Genomic DNA, 22,687 nt, shown 5'->3' on the forward strand with positions numbered 1-22,687 from the left:
ATCATCGCGATATGACGCATCAACCGGATGTACCGAGCCGGTCGGAGACGACCTGGATCGCCATGTCGGCGGCCTCCGAAGGGCCCTGGGCCCTCGCGCTCGCAGGGGGAGCGACGGTCGGCCTGGCCGACTTCGCCCTGCACCTGCTGGGCTGGCACCTGAGCCTCGCCGCCCCGATCGCCCTCGGCCTGTCGGTGTTCTTCCTCATCGGCGCCGGCGGCGCGCTGCTGCGCCGCGGCCATGACCGCGCGCGGGCGTGGGCGCAGGCGCACCCGTGGTCGTACGCGGCGGTCCCGGCCGCGGGCACGGCGCTCACGGTGTTCGCGACCTACGTGTTCCTGTCCGGGCACGGCCTGTTCGGCAGCATGTGGGAGGGACTGTCCGACGGCCTGGGCGTCCTGGTCCTGCTGGGCATCATCGGGTATGTCGCGCGCGGCGTCCGCCCGGCCGCCCGCCGCGGCTGAACCCCGGGACGGCGGCCGGGCGCCTCACACCCTGAGAGCCCTCAATGCGGCCCTGAGCGGCAGACCCGCTCTCAGCCGGGAAGCGAGGCCGGCAGCCCGAACGACGGGAGCACGCCGGTGTCGAAACGGGTAATGGCGCGGATCCGGTCGCCGCTTAGGGTGAGGACGACGAGGCCGATCCCGTGGGCGATGCCGGTCGGGCCGCGAAGGTAGGTCCCGAGCGCCGGCTGGCCGTTCGCGCGCGTCGGCACGAAGTCATAGGTCCAGTCCTGGCGGAGGATGGTGGCGTAGAAGCGGGCCACGTCGGCACGGCCCTGGTATTCGAGGGGGATCGGCGGCATGGACAGGTGGATGTCGTCGGTCAGCAGGGCGACCAGGGCGTCGATGTCGCCTGACCCGTATGCGCGGACGAACCTGGCCACGAGCGCCTGCTCGGCGGGTGAGCCCGGAGGGGGCGGCGGTTCGCCATCGCCGGACGGCGACAGACGACGCTGCAGCCCGGCGCGGGCCCGTTTGAGCGCGCTGGTGACCGATTCGACGGTCGTGTCGAGCATGTCGGCGACCTCGCCCGCGTGGAACCCGAGTACGTCGCGCAGGATGAGCACGGCGAGCTGGCGGGCCGGCAGGGCCTGGAGTGCGGTGACGAAGGCCAGCGAGATGGCCTCGCTCTGCTCGTACCGGGCCGCCGGGCCGAGCGTGCTTTCAAGGAGCACGTCGGGAAACGGTTCAAGCCAGACCGTCTCCCCAAGCCGGGTCGGCTCGGGCGGTTCGACCTGGGGGATGTCCCACGGCACGGCCGGGCGGCGGCTCGCCGAGCGGAGCGCGTCGAGGCACCGATTGGTGGCGATCCGGTACAGCCAGGTGCGGATCGAGGCACGTTCCTTGAACGCCGCGATGCCCTGCCAGGCGGACAGGAGCGTGTCCTGCAGGGCGTCCTCCGCGTCCTGGAAGGATCCGAGCATCCGGTAGCAGTGCGCGTGCAGCTCTCGACGGTATGGCTCGGTCAGTTCCCGGAACGCGTCGCCGTCCCCGGCTCGCGCCCTGCCGATCAGATCGGCGGTTGCCGTCCCCACTCTGGGGTCACCTCTCTCCCGCGGGTCGTGTCGTACGCAGTATGGACGTCGGCCAAGGCGTGAACTGGGCGCTCGGCGGGCGCCCAGTTCGGTGACTTTGCCGCGTCTGCATCCTCGACGGCTCGGACGGCCGGGGTACGCCGCGGACCGTCCGTTTTCTCAGGAGGACGCATGTCGATCGCAGGCAAGACGATTCTGGTGACCGGGGCCAACCGCGGTATCGGGCGGGCGCTGGTCGAGGAGGCTTTGAGCAGGGGAGCGGAGCGCGTTTACGCCGGTACGCGCCGGCCGCTGAGCCACATGGACGGGCGTGTCACGCCGCTGACCCTGGACGTGACCAGCGAGGAGCAGGTTCAGGCGGCCGTCGAGAGCGTGGCGTCGCTCGACATCCTCATCAACAACGCCGGGGTGGCGATCTACGAAGACCTCGGCGATCGGGCCGCGCTCGAACGGTTGCTGGCCGTCAACCTGTACGGCACGTACGGCGTGTCCCAGGCGTTCCTGCCCCTGCTGACCGCTTCGAAGGGAGCGATCGTCAACGTTCTGTCGCTGGCGGCCGTCGCGGCCGTGCCGGTCATGCCGGCCTACTCGGTCTCGAAGGCGGCCGCGTTCTCGTTGTCCCAGTCGATGCGCGCGCTGCTGGCCGGGCGGGGTGTGCGGGTCCACGCCGTGCTGAGCGGGCCGGTCGACACCGACATGTCCAGCGTGCTCGACATTCCCAAGGCGGCTCCGGGATCGGTCGCGCGGAGCATCTTCGACGGAGTGGAAAAGGAGGAGGAGGACATCTTCCCCGATACTCTCGCGGAATCCGTGGCCGACGGTTGGCGCGGCGGGGTGGCGAAGGCGCTCGAACGCCAGAACGCGACGCTCCTGGGGGCGGCGCCCGCCGCTTCGTAAGGGCGCCGCTTCGGACGGCCGGTCAGGGCAGGCGCTGGAACCACACCAGCGACAGCCCGCCGGCCGTCAGGGCCAGCAGCAGCGCGCCGAAGATGTACTGCGAGGCCGCCTCCTGGCGTTCGATGCGGTACCCCAGCGAACTGCCGATGTGCCGGTACACCTCCGACAGCTCGGACCCGGCCTGCGCCTCGTACGCCTTGCCGGACGTGTCGTTCGCGAGGTTTCGCAGCGTGGTCTTGTTGACCTGCACCGGCACGGTCTCCCCGTCGATGTCGACGGTGCCGTACGGGGTGCCGAACGCGATCGTCGACACCGGTACCTTCGCGGCGCGGGCCGCGGCGGCGGCCTCGGTGACCGACCGGCCGCTCTGGTTGTCGCCGTCGGACAACAGGACGATGTGCGAGGGCGGCGGGTCCTGGTTCGCGCGGGCGTCGAACGACCGGATCGACTGCAGGGAGGTGAACACCGCCTCCCCGATCGCGGTGCCCTTGCCCAGTTGCAGCCCGTCGACGGCGTGCCCCACCGCCTCCCGGTCGAAGGTCGGGGCGACCACGGCGGAGGCGCTGCCGGAGAAGCTGACCAGGCCGACGTTGAACCGCATCGGCAGGTCCTGAACGAACTTCTTCGCCGCGGCCTTGGCGGCGTCCAGGCGGGTCGGGGCGACGTCCGTGGCCTTCATCGACAGGGACACGTCGATCGCCACGATGATCGTGGCGCGCTCCCGCGGCACCTTCACGGGCTTGGCGGGCCGCGCGAACCCGACCGTCATCAAGATCACCGAGAGCAGGAACAGCGTCGCCGCCAGGTGCCGGCGCCATCCGGGGCGGCGCGGCGCGATCTGCGACAGCAACGCCAGGTTGGAGAACCGCACCGCCGCCTGCCGCCGGCGGGCCTGCATCAGCAGGTACGCGCCGACCAGCAGCGGCACGAGCGCCAGCAGCCACAGACGTCCGGGAGACAGGAAGGTCATGGGCGGGCTCCTCCCGGCTGCGGACGGCCCGCGACGCGCCGCTGCTGCAGCGCGAACCGGGCCACGTCGGTGATCCAGTCACGGTCGGTGCGCAGCACCAGATGGGACACCCCGCTGCCGCGGATCGCCTCGCGGATCCGGGCGCGCTGGGCGGCCGCCGCGGCCGCGTACGCGGCACGGACCCGGCCCGACAGGATGATCTCGCGGGTCTCGCCGGTCTCCGGGTCGGTCATCATCACCGGCCCGACGGCGGGCAGGTCCAGCTCCCTCGGATCGATGATCTCCACGGCGATCACCTGGTTGCGGGCGGCGAGACGGCGCAGCGGACGCTGCCACGCCAGCTCCCCGCCCGCGCTCTCCTGTCCGTCCAGGAAGTCGGAGATGACCACGCGCAGGCCCCGTTTGACCTGGCCGCGGGCCAGCCCGGAGATCCCCTCGGCCAGGCGCGGGCCGGGCGCGCCGCCGGATGCGCGGGGGGTGTCCAGCAGCGCCTGCAACAGGGCGTACGTGGCCGCGCGGCCGGTGCGGGCGGGCCAGCGGCGCACCGGACCGCCGTGCATGATGTAGGCGCCGAGCCGGTCCCCGAGGCGGGCGGTGAGGAACCCGACGGCGGCCAGGGCCGCGACGGCCAGGTCGCGTTTGGTCATCCGCGCGGTGCCGAAGTCCATGCTGGGCGACATGTCGACCAGCGCCCATGTCTCCAGCTCATGGTCGGCGATCAGGTCCCGTACGTGCGGGACGGTCGTGCGGGCGGTGACGGCCCAGTCCATGTGCCGGACGTCGTCCTCACCGGGCTGGTAGAGGCGGGCCTCGGCCAGGTCGCTGCCGGGCCCGGGCAGCAGGCCCAGGTGCTCACCGTGCAGCAGCCCGTCGAGGCGGCGCGTCACCTTCAGCTCCAGCCGCCGCAGGGACTGCTCGGGCGCGAGCCGGCTGAGTTTCGCTGATCTGCTCATGAGGCGTGCTGGTGGTTCCAGACCACGCGCGGCGGCGGGACCGTGGCCAGGATCCGCTCGATGATCGTGACGGGGTCGATGCCGTCGGCGACGGCGTCGAAGGACAGCAGAACCCGGTGGGACATCACGTCGACGGCCACGGCGCGGACGTCGTCGGGCAGCACGTAGTCACGCCCGCGCAGCAGCGCCAGCGCGCGGGCGGAGGCGACGAGACCGAGCGTGGCGCGGGGACTGGCGCCGATCTCGATGACGCCTTTGAGGTCGGACAGGCGGTACTGCTCCGGTTCGCGGGTGGCCATCACGAGCCGCACGATGTAGTCGGCGACCAGTTCGTGCACGGCGATGTCGTCGGCGGCGCGCTGCAAGGCGATGAGGCCGTCGGGATCGAGGATCCGCGTCGCGTCCGGCGGGTCGACGCTCATCCGCTGCAGGATCTGCATCTCCTCGCTCGCGCCGGGGTAGGCGACGTTGACCTTCATCAAGAACCGGTCCCGCTGCGCCTCGGGCAGCGGGTAGACGCCCTCGGACTCGATGGGGTTCTGCGTGGCGATCACCACGAACGGCTTCGGCAGCGGGTGGGTCCGCCCGCCGAGGGACACCTGACGCTCGGCCATCACCTCAAGCAGCGCGGACTGCACCTTCGCCGGGGCGCGGTTGATCTCGTCGGCGAGGATGAAGTTGGCGAAGACCGGGCCGAGATCCACGTCGAACTGCTCGGTGGACGGATGGTAGATCCGGGTCCCCACGATGTCGGAGGGCACCAGGTCGGGGGTGAACTGCAGGCGGGCGAACGACCCGCCGACGACGGTGGCCAGGGTGCCGACGGCGAGGGTCTTGGCGACGCCGGGAACGCCCTCGAGCAGACAGTGGCCGCGCGCGAGCAGGGCGATGACCATGCGCTCGACCATGTGTTCCTGGCCGACGATGACCTTTTTGACCTCCGCCACGCTCTGCTGCAGCAGAGCCGCCGCCTCTTCGATGTCACCTATGGCGATCGTCATCTATTCCCTCGGGTCAGGGGCGTGCGCCGACGCTGACGACCCTATGCGATTCAGGCGAAAAGTCGTCTGATCCCCTAGCTGTTAGGGTGTCGCGCGCGACACGGTCACGCCGGGGGAGGGGGCATCGATGCCCAAACCGCTGCAGGTCGGCGATCCAGCCGAGCTGGGGCCGTTCCGGCTGCGCTCCCGGCTGCGCGAGTCCGTCGCCGGAATCGTCTACCTGGGCACCGACCCGAACGGCCGATCGGTGACGGTGGCGTTGCTGACCACCGCCGCGGCCGGTGACGCCGCCGCCCGGGACCGGTTCCGCGCGGCGATCGCGCGTGAGACGCCGCCACCGGATTCGGTGCCGCGGGTGCTGCCGGAACCCGGAGCGGGCGGGCCCGCTCCGGTGGTCGCGGCGCTGACCGAGGGCGGCGCGCCGTGGGTGGCGACGACGTACGAGGAGGGCTGTCCGGGCGCGGAGCGGTTCCTGGAGCCGGTGCTGCCGCAGCGCGGGTGGACGGGCCGGACCCGCCGGGGCCCGCAGTTCCAGGCGCACTGGGTGTCCGGCCCGGTCGATCCGGCGGTCGGTGTCGAGGGCCCGCCGGTCGCCGGTCCGGTGGCGGCGCTCGGTGATTCGAAGGGGCTGGCCGCCGCGGTGCTGTCCCTGGCGGCGTTGCTGGCGTTGCTGGCCCTGCTGGTGCTCCTGCTGTTCTCCTGCGAGCCGACGCAGCCGACCCCGCCGATTCCGACGGAGACCCCCACGTCGTCGCCGGGCAGCCCGGAGCCGTCGCCGTCGCTGACGTCGCCGCGGCCGTCGCCGTCCCCGGGCCGGTCGACGCCGGGGAGCCCGCGGCCCACGCCCAGCGGCAGCCAGGACACCGGGAACCCCCCGGGTGGCCCGCTGGCCGGCGTCGGGGGCGGCTGAACCGGCGCGTTCAGGGGACGACGCCGAATGGGTCACCGGCCGGGTTCTCGGCGTCGACGGCGGATCGACCGGGCGGACTGGATCCTCGTCTATGTGAGGTCGAAGGGGGCCGGGTCGTGTCGTTCCCAGATCCGGCGAGAGGCCTCTTCCGGGTAAGGCAGGGTCTTCGACTCGATGTCCAGGACGCGGGTCAGCCGTCGCTCGGGCCGGTGGGCGGGCCACCCGGGGTCGCCGGTCGTGGCGAAGCGGACCCATGCCCGCTGCAGTTCCCGGGATACCGCCGAGACCTCCGGTGGTGGCCGGTCGCCGAAGAGGTGCCGGCCGGCGGGGCTGTCCAACGTGGCGAACACCAGGGGAACGTCGAGGCTGTGGCAGGCGCCCAGGACTCCGCCGGACGCCGGAGCCGCTAGTTGCAGCTCGAAGAGGAACGACGTGCCTCCAGCCGCTTGGTTCGCCTGGGCCAGTTGCAGTGAGGGCATCCGGAAGAGGGCATCGGAGTACACCAGTTCGAGCAGCTCTTCAGGGGTGGCCTGTGGGTAGGCGGCACGGTAGGCGTCGGCGCCGTCCGGTGCCGGGGCGAACAGCTCCAGGGCCGTACGGGCCTCGTCCTCGGTGAAGGTGCCCAGCCGCCCCATCATGACGCTGAACAGCCGGAATTCATCGCGAGTGTGGCCGACGAGGAGCTCGATTCCGCCCGTACCGCCGCCGGCCAGCGCCCTCCAGGGCGTTTCGGTGAGCACCACGCCGTCGAGGACCGGGCACACGGCGACACCGAGCTGCGAGAGCCGACCCCAACTCCTGCGGTGGCCGGGAAGGTCGACACCAAGAGCGGTGAGCTCGCCGGCCAGGCGCAGGGGGTCGATGCCGGACAGGGCTTCGGCGTCCGGTGCCGCACCGACCCGGCCCGCGAGCGCGGCGGCGACTTCTTCCGCCAGCGCGCGGGTGCACAGCGATCCCGGCACCGAGTGCGCGATGGCCCTGCGGAACAACCCGCGCGCCCGCTTCATCGTCAGCAGGGCCGCGATCGATCCCGCCCCGGCGGACTGTCCCGCTACCGTGACCTGGTCAGGGTCTCCGCCGAAAGCGGCGATGTTGCGCTGTACCCATTCCAAGGCCGCGATCTGGTCGAGGAACCCGCGATTGGCCGGGGCGCCCTCGATGAGAGCGAAACCCTCGACCGCCACCCGGTAGTTGATGCTCACCACGACCAGGCCCGCGCCGGTCAGGGCCGCAGGGTCGTACATCGGATCGCTGGAGGCCCCCGCGATGTAGGCGCCACCGTGGATCCACACCAGCACGGGCAGCCCGGCCGCCCCCAGGGCCGGGGTGCTGACGTTGAGCGTGAGCCAGTCGTTCCCGATTGAGCTCTCGGCCGTCGGTCCCGCCTGCGGAGCCACGGGGCCGAACTCGGTCGCCGGCCTCGCCCCGTCCCACCCCTTGACCGGGGCAGGTGCCTGGAAGCGCAGCGGTCCGACCGGCGGCTGAGCATAGGGGATGCCACGGAACACCGCATGTTCTCCCCGCCGGCGCCCTTCGACGAGGCCCTCCGCGGTCCGTGCTCTCGGTTGTTCGGACATGCCACACCCTTCCTCCGCGAACGGACTCCCAGCGTTTATCGGTCAGATGTAATATGTCAACTGTATTGGAACAGGGAGGGGTGACGATGCCCAAGCAGGTGGATCACCGCGAACGCCGCGAGACGATCGCCCGAGCGCTGTGGCGCGTAGTGGAACAACGCGGCATCGCGCACGCGAGCGTCCGCGAAGTCGCCCAGGAAGCGGGGATCTCCCACGGCGCGGTGCAGCACTACTTCGCCACCCGAGAGGAGATGTTGGTCTTCGCCATGGACTTCGCGTCCGAACAGACATCACGACGCGTCACCGAAGGCGTCAGAGAACTCGGCGACCCGCCACACCCCCGTGACGTGCTCCGAGTGATGCTCGCGGAGATGCTCCCTCTACATCCCGACGCGCGCGCGACGAGCCGGATGAGCGCCGCCTATGTCCTGGAGGCGCTGCACGACGCGAACATCCATACACGCGCACGCGACGGGTTGGCTCAGGGCCGCGACCTCGTCGAGCGGATCGTCCGCCAGGCGATCACCGATGGCCACATCGGCTCCGACCGTGACCCGGCGACAGAGACCAACCTGCTCCTGGCACTCACCGGCTTGACTCCGCTCATCGAACTGAACGTGATCGAGCCCCATGAGGCCCTGACCGCCGTCGACCAGCACCTCGACCGACTGTTCACCGACAAGGGCTGACCGCCCCCAATCGTCGGCGGTCACGTTCCGGTAGGTGCCTCAGCCGCCGTTAACGGGTTGCCGGTGCCGGCGCGCGGCCGTGATCATGACGGCATGCTGCAGAGTCTGTTCGTGTTCGTCGGCGCGGCGTTCCTCGTCGCGATGGTGCCCGGGCCCAGCACGGCGGTGATCGTACGCGAGTCGGTGCGGTCCGGTCGCCGGGCGGGTGTGGCGGTGATGCTGGGCAACGAGATCGGGGTGCTGCTGTGGGGGGTGGCGGCGGTGTTCGGCCTGTCGGCGTTGCTGCTGGCCTCCCGGATCGCCTATGACGTGATGCGTGTCGCCGGCGCGGTGTTCCTGATCTGGATGGGGGCGCGGGCGCTGTGGCGGGCGCGGCGGGTGGGCGCGCCGGCGGGGGAGGAGAACGTCCCCGTGGCGGCGGTTTCGCGGGGGCGGCTGTTCCGGCTGGGGGTGCTGACCAACGCCGCCAATCCCAAGGCGGGCGTGTTCGCGGTGTCGTTCCTGCCGCAGTTCGTGCCGCACGGGGTCGCCGTCCCGCCGATGCTGGCGCTGCTGGTGGTGGTGTGGGCGCTGGTCGATGTGGCCTGGTATCTCGGGGTGATCTGGCTGGCGGGGCGTGCGGGGCGGCTGCTGCGCGGACCGCGTGTCCGGCGGCGCATGGAGCAGGTGTCCGGTGTCGTGCTGGTGGGGCTGGGCGTGCGGCTGGTGACGGACTCCCGCTGAGAGCGGTCGTCCCGGGGTCGTCCACAGCGTCATCCCCAGCCGGCCGCCCGGATCGTGGCGCGGCGCGGCATTCGCCGGGCGGCCCGGAGCCGGGTTTTCCACAGGTACGGAGCTGCCGTGTTGCCGGATCGCTGAGGACCGGTGTCCCGGAAAGTTCTTCGAAGAAATCCGGGAGGCGGTGTCGGATCGGGGCGGTGGTGTTCGTAGCAGGGGTGAGGACGCCCACGAGGGGCGGCGCCAAGGCAGAGGAACCGCGATCATGAAGCTGACGACCGTGACTCAGGTCAGCATCGATGGAGTGACGCAGGGAAACGGCGGCGCGTCGGATGAGGACCGCAGGAACGGATTCGAGCGCGGCGGATGGGCCCGGGGGAAGGGCGACGACGAGACCCACGCGTTCATCAACCAGACCTACCGGCGCGCCGACGCGTTCCTGTTCGGCCGGCGGACCTACGAGCTGTTCGCCGGCTCATGGGGGACCATGACGGTCCAGGACGCCCCTGGCTGGGAGTCCGTCGTGGAAGCGTTGAACACACGGCCCAAGTACGTGGCGTCGACCACGCTCACCGATCCGGCGTGGCCGGACACGACCGTCCTGTCCGGAGACGTCGCGACCCGCGTCCGAGAACTGAAGGCCGAGCCGGGCGGTGAGCTGCAGGTGCACGGCAGTGGCATCCTGACCCGGTGGCTGCTGGAGAACGATCTGGTCGACGAGATGACTCTGATCACCGTCCCGGTGGTCGTCGGCCAGGGCGCGCGGCTGTTCCCCGACGCGGGCCCGGATCTCGCGCTCGACCTGGTCGAGTCGCGAGTCGACACCAAGGGCGTGACGATCCAGGTCTACCGGCCGGCCGGGCGCCCGCAGTATGCGCCAACGCCGTGACGTCCCCGACCACCGGACCACGCCGTCTTGACACCACAGGAGATGAGCTTCAGATGCAGTACCTGGTTTCCGTGATCGATGACAAGAGCAATCCCGGCAGCACGGACAGGCAGCCTGCCATCAGCGCGTTCAACGAACGACTTATCGCCGAAGGGTATTGGGTCTTCGCGGGCGGACTCGCGGACACCGACACGGCCACGGTCATCGACAACCGGGGCGAGCAGGCGGTGTTCAGCGACGGGCCTTTCGTGGAGTCGAAGGAGTACCTCGCCGGCGTCTGGGTGTGGGAGGCCCCCGATCTGGATGTGGCGCTCAAGCTCGCCACCGAGGCGTCGAAGATCTGTGATCGGAAGATCGAGGTGCGGCCGTTCCAGTGAGCGACGTCGAGGAGGCGGTCACCCGGGCCCACCACGAGGAGTGGGCCCGGGTGGTCGCCACCCTGACCAGGCGCTTCGGTGACCTCGACATCGCCGAGGAGGCGGCCGCCGAGGCGTTCGCGACCGCCGTCGCGCGGTGGCCGGCCGACGGCGTGCCCCCCAACCCCGGCGCCTGGCTGACCACCACCGCGGGCCGCAAGGCCATCGACCGGCTCCGCCGCGAGAACAAGCGCGACGACAAGCACAAGGAGGCGCAGATGGTCTACGACGCCGACCCGCCCGAGCCCGTCGGCGCCATCGACGACGACCGGCTCCGGCTGATCTTCACCTGCTGTCACCCGGCGCTGGCGACGCAGACCCGCGTAGCGCTGACGCTGCGCATGGTCGGCGGTCTGACCGTGCCCGAGATCGCCCGCGCCTTCCTCGTGCAGGAGACCGCCATGGAGCGGCGGATCACCCGCGCGAAGGCCAAGATCAAGGCGGCTCGCATCCCCTACCGGGTGCCGTCCGCCGAGGATCTGCCGGCGCGCGTCTCCGGCGTACTCGCCGTCCTGTACCTGGTGTTCAACGAGGGCTACCTGGCGACCGGCCCCGACACCGATCCTCTGCGTCACGACCTGACCGCCGAGGCGATCCGGCTCACCCGTCTGATCCGCGCGCTCCTGCCGGACGAGGGCGAGGTGGCCGGGCTGCTGGCGCTGATGCTGCTCACCGAGGCCCGCCGCACCGCCCGGGTCTCGGCCGGCGGCGAACTGGTCACGCTCGTCGAGCAGGACCGTGGGGCCTGGGACGCGGCGCTGATCGCCGAGGGCCACCGGCTGGTGCGCGAACGCCTCGCCGCTGCCGCCGCCGGGGTGGCCCCGGGCCGCTACCAGATCCTCGCCGCGATCAACGCCGTGCACACCTCCGCCCGCGACGTGCGCGACACCGACTGGTCGCAGGTCCTCGCCCTCTACGACCAGCTCGTCCGCCTCGACCCATCGCCGATCGTCGTCCTCAACCGGGCCATCGCGGTCGCCGAACTCGACGGCCCGCAGGCGGCACTTGCGGCCGTCGACCGTCTTGAGCACAGATTGGCCGGTTATCACGCCTACCACGCCACCCGCGCCGACCTGCTGCGCCGGCTGGGCCGCGGTCATGAGTCGCGCGCGGCCTACGACAAAGCCATCGAACTGGCCGGCAACACCGCCGAGACCGCCTACCTGACCCGCCGCCGCGACCAACTGCGGTAGCGCCCACAGATCCCGGTCGAAACCCCGCGCGCAGCGGCGGCCGGCCCCCGGGGGGCCCTGCCGATGGTGCCGCGCGGTCCCCGGTGGGCCGCGGCGCGCCCCCCACCTGCGATCACCGGTCGCCCGCGCAGATCGGAGTGTCCACCGGCCGTGCCGCACCCGCACCGGCCCGCGGTGCCGTACGGGTCCCCGCGGCGTACCGCGTGACCGGGCCCATCGCCAGCCCCGCCGCCAGGAACGCGCCCCCGAGCACTAGCCAGCCCGGCCCGCCCCAGCCCAGCAGCAGCGTCGTCAGGACCAGCGGGCCCACCATCCGCGCGAACTGCGGCGCCATCCCGTAGAACCCCTGGTACTGCCCGTGCCCGCCCTCCGGCGCGAGCGCGAAGCTCAGCTCCCAGCCGCCCGCGCCCTGCAGCATCTCACCGAACACCTGCAACAGGGCGGCCACGACCAGCACCGCGACCGTCGCCACGACTCCCGCGCGAGCCCCCGACAGCGCGTACACGGCGCACGCCGCCGCCAGCAGCGTCCCGGCGCGCCGCGTCGCCCGTGCCGCGGCCGCCGGCCCGGTCACCGGCCGGGCCACCCGCACCTGGAACACCACCACGCTGAGCATGTTGACCACCAGCAGCACCGCCGCGACCGGCGCCGGCGCGCCGGTACGCCGCACCACCCACAGCGGCAGGCCCAGGCTCAGCAGCGGCATGTTCAGGTACATCACCGCGTTCAGGAACGTGACCAGCGCGTACGGCCGGTCCCGCAGCACGGCGGGCCGCGGGCCGTTCGCCTGCGGCGCGGCCGGCGCCTCCGGCAGCCGCGCGAGGATCAGCGCGGCCGCTCCGAACGCGACCGCGTCCATCCCGAACATCGCCAGATACGCCGGCCGCGTCCCGAAGCACAGCGCCAGCGCGCCCAGCCCGGCGCCGACGGCCAGGCCCGCGTTCGACGCCGACTGCACCCCCGCCCGTACGCCGGTGCGCTCACCGGCCGGCACCAGGCCCGCCAGCAGCGCCTGCCGCGCCGACGTCAGCCCCGCCTGACCGCACGCGTACGCGGCGAAGGTCACCGCGAACAGCGGGAACGACCGCACCACCAGGAACGCGGCCAGCGTCCCCGCCGTCGCGCCCGCCAGCGCCACCGCCGTACGGCGTGGTCCCCACCGGTCGGCCAGCCGCCCCAGCGGAACCCCGGCGAGCATGCCGACCGCCCACCCCAGCGTCAGCGTGAACCCCACCCGCGTGGGCGACAGCCCCATCACGCGCGTGAAGAACAGCACCGAGCAGGCGTAGAACGCCCCATCGCCCACCGAACCGGCCAGCTGTGCCAGGGCCAGCGTCCGCGCCGGCCCGGAACCCGCCACGATACGGAACATCTCCGGCCGCTCCTCATCCCACCGGGCGGACACGCCACCCGGTGACCCTCGGCCAGCGAACCGCAGCCGATTGGCCGCTGGAAGAGCCAATGACCGTACGATCGAACAGGCCAATATAGGGACGTGGACCTGCACATCGCCCTGGACGGCCCCGGTGACCTGGCCGCCCGCATCTACCGCCAGCTCCTGGAGGCGATCCTCGACGGCCGGCTCCGCCCCGGTGAGCGCCTGCCGCCCAGCCGTGAACTCGCCCGCGGCCTCGAGGTCTCCCGCAATACCGTCTGCGTCGCCTACGAGCGCCTGACCGCCGAGGGATTCCTGGTCGCCCGCGTCGGAGCGGGCACCTACGTCGGTGACGCCCAGCGCGCCCGCCTACGGCGCCGCGCCGCGCCCACCGGCGGCACCGTGCGTCCCCGCCCGCCCTGGGACGCCCTGGCCCCGGTGCCGCACCCCACCGGCCCGCCGGCCCCGTACGACTTCGGCGTCGGCATGCCCGACAGCGCCCTGTTCCCGCTGGCCGCCTGGCGGCGCCTGCTCACCGCGGAACTGCGCTCCTCGGCGCTGCGCGTCGCCGGGTACGGCGATCCCGCCGGGCACCCCGCGCTGCGCGCCGCCATCGCCCGGTACGTCGGGGTGTCCCGGTCCGTGCGCGCCGACGCCGAGGACGTGCTCATCACCCAGGGCGCCCAGCAGGCCCTCGACCTGCTCGCCCGCGTCCTCATCGCCCCCGGCGACCATGTCGCCGTGGAGGAGCCCGGCTACCCGCCGGCGCGGCGCCTGTTCAGTGCCCTGGGCGCCCGCGTCATCGGCGTGCCCGTCGACGCGGAGGGCCTGGACGTCACCGCGCTCCCGGACAGCGCCCGCGTCGTGTACGTGACGCCCTCCCACCAGTTCCCGCTGGGCGTCCCGATGTCGGCGGCCCGCCGCACCGCGCTGCTCGCCTGGGCCGACCGTCACGGCTCGGTGATCGTCGAGGACGACTACGACAGCGAGTTCCGGTTCTCCGCCCGGCCCCTGCAGCCTCTGCAGAGCCTCGACCGCACCGGGCGGGTCGTCTACGTCGGGACGTTCTCCAAGACGCTGTCCCCGGTGCTGCGCGCCGGGTTCCTGGTGGCCCCGGCCGCGCTGCGAACGGCGCTGCGCGCGGCCCGGCAGCTCACCGACTGGCACGGCGACCCGGCCGCCCAGGCCGCCCTGGCCCGCCTCATCGACTCCGGGGAGCTGTCGCGTCACGTCCGCAAGGCCACCCGCGTCTACGCCGCCCGTCACGAGCGCCTGACCACGGCACTGGGGGAGGGCTTCGCCGGCCTGCTCACCCCGGTGCCCTCGACGGCCGGCCTGCACCTGTGCGCCCGCCTCGCCCCGGACGTGCCCGCCGACCCGCGCGCCGTACAGGTCGCGGCCCGCCGCCTCGGCGTCACCGTCGAGACCCTGGCCGCCTACTGCGCCGATCGGCCTCAGGCGGGCCTGGTGCTGGGGTACGGCATGATCCCGGCCGAACGCATCCCCGAGGGCCTGCGTCTGCTGCGCCGGGGTCTCGAGGCGGTCCTGGCGGCCTGAGCCGTGGGTGCGGTGTAGCGGGTTACTCCGGGCGGCCGGTTCACCGCGTGGATCCCAGGGCCTGGATCGCGGCGTCGATCGCGGTGGCCAGGCGTTCGGGGTCGTGGCCGGCGCGTTCCCGTACCCGCAGTCCGAGCACCGTGGTGAACAGCAGTTCCACGGCGGCGTCGATGTCGAGGTCGGTGGGCAGTTCGCCATTGTTCCGGCCCTCGCGCAGCAGGGATCGCAGTGCCTGGCGGGTGACCTCGAAGGCGGCCTCGGTCCGCTGACGGACCTGGGCGTCGGTGGTGCCGAGTTCGGTCGCCGTGTTGACCACGAAGCAGCCTCGGCCGGACTCGCCGTCGGACGCGCAGGAGACCAGCCACAGCATCCAGTCCCGCAGTACCCGGCGGACCGGGCGGCCGGCGGCGTCCAGCCGCTGCTCGGCCTGCGCGGAGTCGGTGGCCCGGTAGTGGTCGAGCGCGCGCAGGAACAGCGTGTGCTTGTCGGTGAACGTCCGGTACAGGCTGCTGGGAGTGAGCTGGAGTTCGGCGCCGAGGTCGCGCACCGAGGTGGCGTTGTAGCCGCGACGCCAGAACAGGTCGGTCGCCCTGATGACCGCGTCCTGCTCGTCGAACTGCCGGGGACGTGCCATGGCCATCACCCTACCCGGCTTGTGGAGCGATCGTTCCCATATTAGGGTCCCCATTCCGAGGTATGGGAGCGATCGTTCCCGAATGAGTGGAGGAGGTACCGGTGACGTCCACAGGACAGGCCACCGCCCAGGCGACCGGCCGGCAGGCCCCGCACGGGAATCGCTGGTCGGCGGTCACCGCAGTGGCCCTGGGAACATTCCTGCTGGTCACGGCCGAGCAACTGCCGATCGGGCTGCTGACCGACGTGGGATCGGCCCTGTCGGTCTCCGAAGGGACGGCCGGGCTGATGGTGACGGTCCCCAGTCTGGTCGCCGCGATCGCGGCACCGTTGGTCCCGGTGCTCGTCGGCGGAATGAACCGGCGGCTCCTGCTGCTCGCCCTGATGGGGCTGATGACGCTCGCCAACGCGGCCTCGGCCCTGGCACCGAGCTTCGCCGTCCTCGTGTCCTCCCGGGTGCTGGTCGGCGTGGCGATCGGAGGCTTCTGGGCCGTCGCCAGCAGCCTCGCCGTCCGGCTCGTGACCACCGCGAACGTGCCACGGGCCACCGCGATCATCTTCGGCGGCGTCGGAGCCGCCAACGTGTTCGGCGTCCCCATCGGCACGCTGCTCGGCGGGTTCTCCGGCTGGCGGATCGCCTTCGCGGCGCTGAGCGCCCTGGCACTCGTCGCGCTGCTCGCTCTGCTGGCCGTACTGCCGCCGCTGGCCGCCTCCCAGCCCGTCCGCCCGCGGCTCCTGGCCGAACAGTTCCGCAATCCCGGCGTACGCGTCGGCATCCTCGCGACATTCCTCATCGTGACCGGCCACTTCTCGGCCTACACCTTCGTCAGCCCGGCACTGCAGAAACTGTCGGGCATCGATGAACGACTCGTCGGCCCCCTGCTGTTCGCCTTCGGCCTCGCGGGCATGGCCGGCAACTTCGTCGCCGGCGCCGCGCTGGCGCGCAATCCGCACCGGACCGTGCTGGTCATCACCGTGGCCCTGGCCGCCGCGATGCCGCTCTACCTGCTGCTGGGCCGCACACCGGTCGGCGGCGCCGCACTGCTGATCGCCTGGGGCCTGGCCTACGGCGGCGTGTCGGTCGGCCTGCAAACCTGGATGATCAAGGCCGCGCCGCACGCCGTGGAAGCGGCCTCCTCCCTGTGGGTGGCGGTGTTCAACCTGTCGATCGGCCTGGGCGCGCTCGCCGGCGGCGTCATCGTCGACTCGCTCACCCTCCAGGCCGTCCTGTGGCTCGGCGGCGCCTGCGCCCTGGCGGCCGCACTGGCGGTCCGGAGCGCACGCACCAACGAGAACCTGCGATGACCGAGATCCCCGGCCCCACGCTGTGACTTGGATCGCTTGATGTCGTGATTCTGTGCCCGATATTTGTCGTTGCCCTGGCTACGGCCATCGGCACCGTTCCGGTGGGGGATCCCCTAACGGAACAGCTCCAACCGACCCTCCACGCCCCAACCAAGATCCAACGGCTGTCTGCCGGTTCCTCAACCCCAGTCGGGGGTGAGGGCGTCGGCTGGGGTGTGGGTGACGGCCCAGCTGGCGAGGAGTTTGAGGGCGTGGTCGTCGGGTGAGCCCGCTTGGGCGGTGAAGGCGATCAAGGACAGGCCGGGGTCGGCGGAGCGGACCTGCTGTTGGGTGGGTTGCCGGGAGCGGCGGGTGCGGGGGGCGGGTCCGGCGGCGCGGGCGAGGTCGGCCAGATGGGCCCGTTCGGCGTCGTCGAGTCGTAGGGCGCGGGAGAGGGCGTCCAGGACGCTTTCGGAGACGCCGGCCAGGTTGCCTCGCTCGAGTTGGGCGTAGTACTCCACGCTGACCCCGGCGAGGTCGGCGACCTCGTTGCGGCGCAGCCCGGGCACCCTTCGGCGGCCGGAGACCGGAAGTCCGGCGTCGCCGGGCGTGATCTTGGCTCGGCGGGTGCTGAGGAACGTCTTGACCTCTTCGCGGTTGTCCACAACTCCACGGTAGGCGGACGGCCGCGAGGATGGCGCGGCCATGGGGTGGGCCGCCGGTACACCTTCCAGCAGTGACTTCTCCGCCCGGCCGGCACCGGGTTGCCTGGATGGCGAATCCACGAATCAAGGAGTGAAGAAATGACCGACAAGAAGATCTGGCTGATCACCGGTGCCGGGCGCGGCATGGGTGTGGACATCGCCAAGGCGGCCCTGGCCGCCGGGCACGCGGTCGTCGCCACCGGCCGTACCCCGGACAAGGTCGCCGCTGCCGTCGGCGCTCACGACGACCTGCTGGTCGTCGCGCTCGACGTGACCGACCCCGCCAGTGTCCAGGCCGCCGTCAAGGCGGCTGTCGGCCGGTTCGGCCGGATCGACGTGCTGGTCAACAACGCCGGGAACTTCTACGCCGGGTTCTTCGAGGAGATCAGCCCCGAGGACTTCCGGGCGCAGATCGAGACCAACCTGTTCGGCCCGGTCAACGTCACCCGCGCCGTGCTGCCCGTCATGCGCGCCCAGCGCTCCGGGCTGGTAGTGACGCTCTCCTCGACCGCCGGCTTCACCGGGCAGGAGTTCGTGTCGGCCTACGCAGCGTCCAAGTTCGCCGTCGAGGGGTGGATCGAGTCACTCACCCCCGAGATCGCGCCGTTCGGCATCCGCACGATGCTCGTCGAACCCGGCTTCTTTCGCACCGAACTCCTCACCCCGGAATCCACCAGCTACGCCGCCCTGTCGCTCGATGACTACGCCGAGCGCACCAAGCAGACCGTCACCGCCTGGAACGGCATGAACGGCCAGCAGGGCGGCGACCCCGCCAAACTCGCGAACGCACTGGTCCAACTCGCCGGTTCCCAGGAGCCGCCGGCGCGCTGGGCGGCGGGGGCCGACGCGGTTGGCGCCTTCGAGCAGAAGGCCAACGCCATGCTCGCCCAGGCCGATGCCCACCGCGAACTGTCCTCCTCGCTCGCCTACGACGACGCCTCCTGAACCTCACGTCGAGGACAGGCCATCGTGATCCATCGTGACCGGCTGAGACACCCCCCTTTTGGCGGGCGGCAACCGAGTGCCGCCCGCCCCGAGAAAGAGAAAGAGGACATCATCATGGGTTCGACCTTGTCCGGCACCGTCGCCCTGGTCACCGGAGCGAGCAGTGGGATCGGCGCCGCAACGGCCCGACGTCTGGCCGAGCAGGGCGCGGCTGTCGCCCTCGTGGCCCGCCGCAAGGACCGTCTCGACGACCTCGCCGCCGAGATCGGCAAGGCGGGTGGCACCGCGCTCGTCGTGGAGGCCGACATCACCGACCGCGGCGACCCGCCGCCCTCGGGTCGCCGACATCGTCAACATCAGCTCGATCGCCGGACGCGTCGCCTGGAACGGCTACGGCGTCTACAACCTCACCAAGTTCGGCGTGAACGGATTCACCGAATCCCTGCGCCAGGAAGTCACCCAGCGGTACGTACGCGTCGGCGTCCTGGAACCCGGCGGCGTCGAGACCGAACTCGGCTCGCACAACACACCCGAGATCCGCGGCCAGATGATCGACCCGTTCTACGAGCAGACCCACGTCCTGGTCCCCGAGGACATCGCCGACGGCGTCGCCTACATGGTCACCCGCCCCCGCCACGCCTCGGTCAGCGAACTGTGGATCATGCCCACCGACCAGGCCTGACCGAACGAATCCGGAGGGGGAAGACGCAGATCGGCGTCGTATATCCGCAGAACGAGCTCGGCGGGGATCCGACCGCTGTCGGAAGGTTCGGGACAGCGGTCTCACCAACCCGGACCACGACAAATATCGAGCACAGAATCACGACATCAAACGATCTAAGTCACACCCACGCCTCGAGGGCGCCGCCCGCGACGGCCACGTGTCTACCGCGGGCCGCCGGCCTCCCGGTCGCCGAGCAGGGGATGGGCGCGCATCGCCGCCTCCAGCTCCCCGGGCAGCTCATCGCGGTACCGGCCCAGCGTCGACAGGTCCGAATGCCCCAGCACCCGCCGTACGGCGTCCATGTCCGTCGCCGCGGCCAGCAGATGCGTCGCGGTCGTATGCCGCAGCCCATGCGGCGTCACCGAACGCCGCCGATCCGGATCGACCCGTGCCAGCACCCGGTCGATCACCCCCTGCACGTCCCCGCGCGCCAGCCGGCGCCCCCGCCACGACAGCAGCAACGCCGGAGTCTCCACTATCCGGGCGCGCCGCTGCGCCAGGTAGGCGTCCAGCACCTGCGCGACACCGTGGGGGAGCGGCACGTCACGGGTACGGCCCCCCTTACCGAAGATCCGCCAGTAACGCACGCCGTCATTGGTGAAGAAGTGGTCCACGTCCGCGCGCGTCAGCTCCGACACTCGCGGCCCGACCGTCGCCAGCAGCAACACGATCAGAGCATCACGCAGCTCGGTGCGCTGATCGGCCCGCTTACCCTCCTCCGGCCCCGCCGACGCCAGGACCCGCGCCGTGCCCAGCAGCCCCTCCGCCTGCTCCCGGGTCAGCGCGCGCCGCTCCGGACGCAGACCGCCCCGCTGCCGCGACGTCACCGTCACCGCCCGCATCGGGTTCAGCTGCACCCACCCGGCCACGGCGGCATGCCGGAAGAACGCCGACACCGACCGGCGGAACCGCGCCTGGGAGTGCGCGCTCTGCAGCGGAGCGGACCCGCCGGCGGTCACGGGCGCCTTCCGGCGCCCGTCCGGCTTGCGGGCGAACCTCAGCAGCACCTCGTCGACGTCCTCACCGGTCAGATCGTCCAGCACCCGCTCCCCGCCGGCGAGGACCGCGAACGTGTGGACGTCACGCGTGTAGATCTCCGCGGTGCTCGCCGCCAGCGCACCGGTGACGGTCTTGGCCCGCACCATCTCCGCGTAACGATCCGCGGCTTCTTCCACGGTGATCCGTTGAACATCGGCAGGACGCACCCGCCGGACCTTACCGAGCCCCTACGACAGAAGACCGCCTCACCGGACGGACGGCGGACAGCCGCTCTCGCTGAGAGCGATCACCGCCGGAGCGCGGGCGCATTCCCGGCGGTGATCCGGCGCGCGGCGTCCAGCAGGGCTGCGGTTGCGCGCGGTGCGGCGGAGAGCCTCACGGCTGGGGCACGACTCCGCTGGTGAGGGAGTCGAACAGGCGTTCCAGGCGGGCGCGGTGGTCCTCGGCGACGGTGTCAGCCGGTTCTTCGGCGATCAGGCGCCGGGCGGTCTCCACCAGCACGGTGGTGTAACCGGCGATGAAGAAGGCGGCGAGCAGCGAGGCGTCGCCGTCGAAGGACGGGTCGTCTTCGAGCTCGCCTGCGAGCGTCTGCTGGAGGTCGGAGGCGATCTCCCTGGCGCGCGCGACCAGGGCGGGCGAGGCCGCGACGGTCCGGAAGAAGGGGATGGACCCGTCCTTGAGGCCGGACAGGGAATGCCGCTCCTCGAGGAGCCGGAACGTCATGTCGTGCAGCGACTGGAGTGCCCCGGCGTCCGGAGCGCGGTCGCGTACCGCCGAGCGCAGGAGCCCGACGGCGTCGACCTCGCGGTCCAGCAGGAGGTCCTCCTTGCGCGGGAAATGCTTGAAGACCGTCACGGCCGAGACCCCGGCCTCCCGCGCGACCTCCGTGACCGTGACGGTGTCGAATCCGCGTTCGAGGAAGAGCCGGGTCGCGACCTCCGAGATCTTCGCGCGCGTCCGCGGTCCGCCTCGCGCTCCGGTCCTGGGCATCCCGACCTCACTATCTTGTGCCACTAAATTTAGTCACATAACCTAGTGGTGTGTCCTTCACACAGATAACCGTCATTCTCGCCGGAACAGGTCCCAGCGGGCCGCGCGCCACCCCGGCCGCGTCCCGTGCGGGGCGAAGGCGACCGGCCCGCGTGAGCGGCCGGATCGTCCCGTGCCCGGCCCCGCCGACGCCCGTGCCGATCAGGGTCCCCGCCGGGATCACGACATGAAAGGGGCCCTCCAGGATGAGACGGCTGCGGGCCGGCCTGGTCGTTCCTCCCGTTCACTGCGGGAGGCGTGGGTCGCATTGGCGGGGCTGGCAGCGGTGTTCCTGTTCGAGATGCTGGACAACTCGATCCTCAACGTCGCGCTGCCCGTGATCGGACGCGAGCTGCACGCCTCCACGACAGCGCTGCAATGGGTGACGGGCGCCTATGCGGTCGTGTTCGGCGGGCTGATGCTGGCGTTCGGCGCGATCGCCGACCGGTCCGGCCGACGGCGGATCATGCTGATCGGGCTGGTCCTGCTCGGCGCGGCGAGCCTGGCGACCGCCTTCGTCACCACCGCCGGGCAGCTGATCGCCGTCCGGGCGGCGATGGGGGCCGCCGCGGCGATGACCACCCCGGGCTCGATGGCGCTGGCGTTCCGGCTGTTCGACGAGGACGGCCTGCGCGTCCGCGCACTGACCCTCATCTCGACGGTGGGCCTGATCGGGCTCGCGATCGGCCCGACGGCGGGCGGCCTGGTGCTGGCGATCGCGCCCTGGCAGGTCCTGCTGCTGGTGAACGTGCCGATCGCCGCGCTCGCGTTCCTCGGCGTGCGGTCCGGCATCGCCGCCGACGACCCGGCCGGTCTCCACCGCGACCCCCTCGACGTCCCCGGAATGCTGCTGGGCACGGCGACGATCGTGCTCGCGCTCCTCGCACCGACGCTGTTCGTGGACGAGGGCACCGGTTCCTGGGCGCCCTGGGCGGTCACCGCCGCGGCCGCCGTGACGGCCGTCTGCTTCGTCCTGCGCGAGCGCCTGGCCCGCCATCCGCTGCTCGACCTGAAGCTCCTCGCCCTCCCTCTGGTCTCCAGCGGCCTGGCCTACAAGGCCGCCGCCGGGCTGGCGACCGCCGGACTCGGTTACATGGTGACGCTGCAACTGCAACTCGACTGGGGCTGGACGCCCGCACTGGCCGCCATCGGCATGCTGCCGCAGGTCGCCGTCCTCATCGCGGGCAGCGCCTTCGTCAACCCGTTCGTGCAGCGCGTCGGCCTGGACCGGGCCGCATGGATCAGCGCCGCGGCGGTCGTGTCCGGCCTCGCCGTCTACGGCCTGCTGAGCCGTTTCGGGTATCTGTGGGTCGCGATCGCGCTCGTCCTCGTGGCCGCCGGGATGCGCGTGGTCGGCGTCGTCGCCGGGCTCAACGTGGTCCGCGGCCTGCCTGGGAACCGGACCACGATCGGCACCGCGCTCGTCGACACCGCCACCGAGGTCACCTCCGGCGTCGGCATCGCCGTCACCGGCACGATCCTCGCCGCCCTGTTCACCGGCGACATCGCCACCTCGAGCTGGAGCCCGCAGCAGACCGGCGAGTTCCACCAGGCCGTCACGCTCGCAGGCCTCGCCCTCACCGTCGTCGCAGCGCTCCTCGTCGGCTGGGGCATCGCCCGTACCCGGCGGGCCGCCGGCGACCAGGCGGCCACCCCCGTCGACGACACCGTCCCCCAGGACGCCTGAC

The 22,687-nt window shown here is 71.9% G+C and carries 23 protein-coding genes and 1 pseudogene; 14 read left to right on the top strand and 10 right to left on the bottom strand.

Features of this window, described 5'->3' with window-relative positions; translation table 11 throughout:
* The first annotated feature begins 11 nt into the window (after positions 1 to 11).
* Positions 12 to 464 carry a hypothetical protein gene (locus ABD978_RS02745; protein WP_345347689.1) on the top strand — a complete coding sequence of 151 codons (453 nt, stop codon included), beginning with the start codon at positions 12 to 14 and terminating at the stop codon, positions 462 to 464.
* Between the two features lie 71 nt (positions 465 to 535).
* Here ABD978_RS02745 and ABD978_RS02750 read toward each other — a convergent pair whose 3' ends face one another.
* Positions 536 to 1,537, bottom strand: a complete 1,002-nt coding sequence (locus ABD978_RS02750) for a sigma-70 family RNA polymerase sigma factor (RefSeq protein WP_345347692.1) — start codon at positions 1,535 to 1,537, stop codon at positions 536 to 538.
* A gap of 171 nt (positions 1,538 to 1,708) precedes the next feature.
* Here ABD978_RS02750 and ABD978_RS02755 point away from each other — a divergent pair, with 171 nt between their 5' ends.
* Positions 1,709 to 2,434, top strand: coding sequence for an SDR family NAD(P)-dependent oxidoreductase (locus tag ABD978_RS02755; protein ID WP_345347695.1), 726 nt, complete (start codon positions 1,709 to 1,711; stop codon positions 2,432 to 2,434).
* 22 nt (positions 2,435 to 2,456) lie between these two features.
* On the opposite strand, the gene ABD978_RS02760 is transcribed toward ABD978_RS02755, so the two are convergent.
* Genes ABD978_RS02760 through ABD978_RS02770 form a run of 3 tightly spaced genes read right to left on the bottom strand, consistent with a single transcriptional unit; the run spans position 2,457 to position 5,358 of the window.
* The gene (locus ABD978_RS02760; protein ID WP_345347698.1) at positions 2,457 to 3,404 is read right to left on the bottom strand and encodes a VWA domain-containing protein; all 948 of its coding nucleotides are present in this window, start codon (positions 3,402 to 3,404) and stop codon (positions 2,457 to 2,459) included.
* Positions 3,401 to 4,357: a DUF58 domain-containing protein gene (locus tag ABD978_RS02765; protein WP_345347701.1), complete on the bottom strand. Its 957-nt coding sequence runs from the start codon at positions 4,355 to 4,357 to the stop codon at positions 3,401 to 3,403. Before ABD978_RS02765 ends, ABD978_RS02760 begins: the two co-directional genes overlap by 4 nt.
* Positions 4,354 to 5,358 (bottom strand): AAA family ATPase, encoded by a 1,005-nt coding sequence (locus ABD978_RS02770; protein ID WP_345347704.1) that lies wholly within the window; start codon positions 5,356 to 5,358, stop codon positions 4,354 to 4,356. Before ABD978_RS02770 ends, ABD978_RS02765 begins: the two co-directional genes overlap by 4 nt.
* Positions 5,359 to 5,485: 127 nt before the next feature.
* Between ABD978_RS02770 and ABD978_RS02775 the strand changes: the two genes are divergently transcribed.
* Positions 5,486 to 6,268 carry a hypothetical protein gene (locus ABD978_RS02775; RefSeq protein ID WP_345347707.1) on the top strand — a complete coding sequence of 261 codons (783 nt, stop codon included), beginning with the start codon at positions 5,486 to 5,488 and terminating at the stop codon, positions 6,266 to 6,268.
* An 89-nt stretch (positions 6,269 to 6,357) separates the two neighbouring features.
* Here ABD978_RS02775 and ABD978_RS02780 read toward each other — a convergent pair whose 3' ends face one another.
* Positions 6,358 to 7,845 carry a carboxylesterase/lipase family protein gene (locus ABD978_RS02780; protein WP_345347710.1) on the bottom strand — a complete coding sequence of 496 codons (1,488 nt, stop codon included), beginning with the start codon at positions 7,843 to 7,845 and terminating at the stop codon, positions 6,358 to 6,360.
* A gap of 86 nt (positions 7,846 to 7,931) precedes the next feature.
* Between ABD978_RS02780 and ABD978_RS02785 the strand changes: the two genes are divergently transcribed.
* The 5 genes from ABD978_RS02785 to ABD978_RS02805 all read left to right on the top strand — a co-directional run bounded on the left by ABD978_RS02785 (position 7,932) and on the right by ABD978_RS02805 (position 11,749).
* Positions 7,932 to 8,534 (top strand): TetR/AcrR family transcriptional regulator, encoded by a 603-nt coding sequence (locus ABD978_RS02785; RefSeq protein WP_345347713.1) that lies wholly within the window; start codon positions 7,932 to 7,934, stop codon positions 8,532 to 8,534.
* Between the two features lie 93 nt (positions 8,535 to 8,627).
* Complete coding sequence (locus ABD978_RS02790) at positions 8,628 to 9,257, top strand: LysE family translocator (RefSeq protein ID WP_345347716.1); 630 nt, start codon at positions 8,628 to 8,630, stop codon at positions 9,255 to 9,257.
* Between the two features lie 259 nt (positions 9,258 to 9,516).
* Positions 9,517 to 10,140 carry a dihydrofolate reductase family protein gene (locus ABD978_RS02795; protein WP_345347719.1) on the top strand — a complete coding sequence of 208 codons (624 nt, stop codon included), beginning with the start codon at positions 9,517 to 9,519 and terminating at the stop codon, positions 10,138 to 10,140.
* Positions 10,137 to 10,517, top strand: a complete 381-nt coding sequence (locus tag ABD978_RS02800) for a YciI family protein (protein ID WP_345347722.1) — start codon at positions 10,137 to 10,139, stop codon at positions 10,515 to 10,517. Before ABD978_RS02795 ends, ABD978_RS02800 begins: the two co-directional genes overlap by 4 nt.
* Positions 10,514 to 11,749: an RNA polymerase sigma factor gene (locus ABD978_RS02805; protein ID WP_345347725.1), complete on the top strand. Its 1,236-nt coding sequence runs from the start codon at positions 10,514 to 10,516 to the stop codon at positions 11,747 to 11,749. The genes ABD978_RS02800 and ABD978_RS02805 overlap by 4 nt, the downstream gene beginning before the upstream one ends.
* 112 nt (positions 11,750 to 11,861) lie before the next feature.
* On the opposite strand, the gene ABD978_RS02810 is transcribed toward ABD978_RS02805, so the two are convergent.
* The gene (locus ABD978_RS02810) at positions 11,862 to 13,121 is read right to left on the bottom strand and encodes an MFS transporter (RefSeq protein WP_345347728.1); all 1,260 of its coding nucleotides are present in this window, start codon (positions 13,119 to 13,121) and stop codon (positions 11,862 to 11,864) included.
* A gap of 123 nt (positions 13,122 to 13,244) precedes the next feature.
* Between ABD978_RS02810 and pdxR the strand changes: the two genes are divergently transcribed.
* On the top strand, positions 13,245 to 14,681 hold the full coding sequence (gene pdxR, locus ABD978_RS02815) for a MocR-like pyridoxine biosynthesis transcription factor PdxR (protein WP_345347731.1): 1,437 nt from the start codon (positions 13,245 to 13,247) through the stop codon (positions 14,679 to 14,681).
* 40 nt (positions 14,682 to 14,721) lie between these two features.
* Here the strand turns inward: pdxR and ABD978_RS02820 are convergent, their stop codons facing one another.
* Positions 14,722 to 15,315, bottom strand: coding sequence for a TetR/AcrR family transcriptional regulator (locus ABD978_RS02820; RefSeq protein WP_345347734.1), 594 nt, complete (start codon positions 15,313 to 15,315; stop codon positions 14,722 to 14,724).
* 101 nt (positions 15,316 to 15,416) lie between these two features.
* Between ABD978_RS02820 and ABD978_RS02825 the strand changes: the two genes are divergently transcribed.
* Entirely contained in the window at positions 15,417 to 16,619 is a 1,203-nt protein-coding gene (locus tag ABD978_RS02825; RefSeq protein WP_345347737.1) for an MFS transporter, read from the top strand.
* 179 nt (positions 16,620 to 16,798) lie between these two features.
* Here the strand turns inward: ABD978_RS02825 and ABD978_RS43710 are convergent, their stop codons facing one another.
* A complete protein-coding gene (locus ABD978_RS43710) occupies positions 16,799 to 17,263 on the bottom strand; it encodes a helix-turn-helix domain-containing protein (protein ID WP_425550663.1) in 465 nt (154 codons plus the stop codon).
* A 138-nt stretch (positions 17,264 to 17,401) separates the two neighbouring features.
* Between ABD978_RS43710 and ABD978_RS02835 the strand changes: the two genes are divergently transcribed.
* From ABD978_RS02835 to ABD978_RS02840, 3 genes and pseudogenes are all read left to right on the top strand, one after another.
* On the top strand, positions 17,402 to 18,247 hold the full coding sequence (locus ABD978_RS02835) for an SDR family oxidoreductase (RefSeq protein WP_345347741.1): 846 nt from the start codon (positions 17,402 to 17,404) through the stop codon (positions 18,245 to 18,247).
* Positions 18,248 to 18,361: 114 nt separating this feature from the next.
* A pseudogene (locus tag ABD978_RS43715) lies at positions 18,362 to 18,508 on the top strand (SDR family NAD(P)-dependent oxidoreductase); the annotation flags it as partial.
* A 16-nt stretch (positions 18,509 to 18,524) separates the two neighbouring features.
* On the top strand, positions 18,525 to 18,929 hold the full coding sequence (locus ABD978_RS02840) for an SDR family NAD(P)-dependent oxidoreductase (RefSeq protein ID WP_345347745.1): 405 nt from the start codon (positions 18,525 to 18,527) through the stop codon (positions 18,927 to 18,929).
* A 203-nt stretch (positions 18,930 to 19,132) separates the two neighbouring features.
* On the opposite strand, the gene ABD978_RS02845 is transcribed toward ABD978_RS02840, so the two are convergent.
* Together ABD978_RS02845 and ABD978_RS02850 are read right to left on the bottom strand one after the other, a co-directional pair.
* The gene (locus tag ABD978_RS02845; protein WP_345347748.1) at positions 19,133 to 20,146 is read right to left on the bottom strand and encodes a tyrosine-type recombinase/integrase; all 1,014 of its coding nucleotides are present in this window, start codon (positions 20,144 to 20,146) and stop codon (positions 19,133 to 19,135) included.
* A gap of 199 nt (positions 20,147 to 20,345) precedes the next feature.
* The gene (locus ABD978_RS02850) at positions 20,346 to 20,960 is read right to left on the bottom strand and encodes a TetR/AcrR family transcriptional regulator (RefSeq protein ID WP_345347751.1); all 615 of its coding nucleotides are present in this window, start codon (positions 20,958 to 20,960) and stop codon (positions 20,346 to 20,348) included.
* A 307-nt stretch (positions 20,961 to 21,267) separates the two neighbouring features.
* Here ABD978_RS02850 and ABD978_RS02855 point away from each other — a divergent pair, with 307 nt between their 5' ends.
* The gene (locus ABD978_RS02855; RefSeq protein ID WP_345347754.1) at positions 21,268 to 22,686 is read left to right on the top strand and encodes an MFS transporter; all 1,419 of its coding nucleotides are present in this window, start codon (positions 21,268 to 21,270) and stop codon (positions 22,684 to 22,686) included.
* Position 22,687: the final 1 nt, after the last annotated feature.

This window comes from Actinoallomurus liliacearum (assembly GCF_039542035.1).
Taxonomy (GTDB): Bacteria; Actinomycetota; Actinomycetes; order Streptosporangiales; family Streptosporangiaceae; genus Actinoallomurus; species Actinoallomurus liliacearum.

What these genes read in the sequence shown, in the direction of transcription:
- ABD978_RS02745 (WP_345347689.1), top strand. Translation starts at nt 12, where the DNA reads ATGACGCATCAACCGGATGTACCGAGCCGGTCGGAGACGACCTGGATC.
- ABD978_RS02755 (WP_345347695.1), top strand. Translation starts at nt 1,709, where the DNA reads ATGTCGATCGCAGGCAAGACGATTCTGGTGACCGGGGCCAACCGCGGT.
- ABD978_RS02760 (WP_345347698.1), bottom strand. Translation starts at nt 3,404, where the DNA reads ATGACCTTCCTGTCTCCCGGACGTCTGTGGCTGCTGGCGCTCGTGCCG.
- ABD978_RS02765 (WP_345347701.1), bottom strand. Translation starts at nt 4,357, where the DNA reads ATGAGCAGATCAGCGAAACTCAGCCGGCTCGCGCCCGAGCAGTCCCTG.
- ABD978_RS02770 (WP_345347704.1), bottom strand. Translation starts at nt 5,358, where the DNA reads ATGACGATCGCCATAGGTGACATCGAAGAGGCGGCGGCTCTGCTGCAG.
- ABD978_RS02775 (WP_345347707.1), top strand. Translation starts at nt 5,486, where the DNA reads ATGCCCAAACCGCTGCAGGTCGGCGATCCAGCCGAGCTGGGGCCGTTC.
- ABD978_RS02780 (WP_345347710.1), bottom strand. Translation starts at nt 7,845, where the DNA reads ATGTCCGAACAACCGAGAGCACGGACCGCGGAGGGCCTCGTCGAAGGG.
- ABD978_RS02785 (WP_345347713.1), top strand. Translation starts at nt 7,932, where the DNA reads ATGCCCAAGCAGGTGGATCACCGCGAACGCCGCGAGACGATCGCCCGA.
- ABD978_RS02790 (WP_345347716.1), top strand. Translation starts at nt 8,628, where the DNA reads ATGCTGCAGAGTCTGTTCGTGTTCGTCGGCGCGGCGTTCCTCGTCGCG.
- ABD978_RS02795 (WP_345347719.1), top strand. Translation starts at nt 9,517, where the DNA reads ATGAAGCTGACGACCGTGACTCAGGTCAGCATCGATGGAGTGACGCAG.
- ABD978_RS02810 (WP_345347728.1), bottom strand. Translation starts at nt 13,121, where the DNA reads ATGTTCCGTATCGTGGCGGGTTCCGGGCCGGCGCGGACGCTGGCCCTG.
- ABD978_RS02820 (WP_345347734.1), bottom strand. Translation starts at nt 15,315, where the DNA reads ATGGCACGTCCCCGGCAGTTCGACGAGCAGGACGCGGTCATCAGGGCG.
- ABD978_RS02835 (WP_345347741.1), top strand. Translation starts at nt 17,402, where the DNA reads ATGACCGACAAGAAGATCTGGCTGATCACCGGTGCCGGGCGCGGCATG.
- ABD978_RS02850 (WP_345347751.1), bottom strand. Translation starts at nt 20,960, where the DNA reads ATGCCCAGGACCGGAGCGCGAGGCGGACCGCGGACGCGCGCGAAGATC.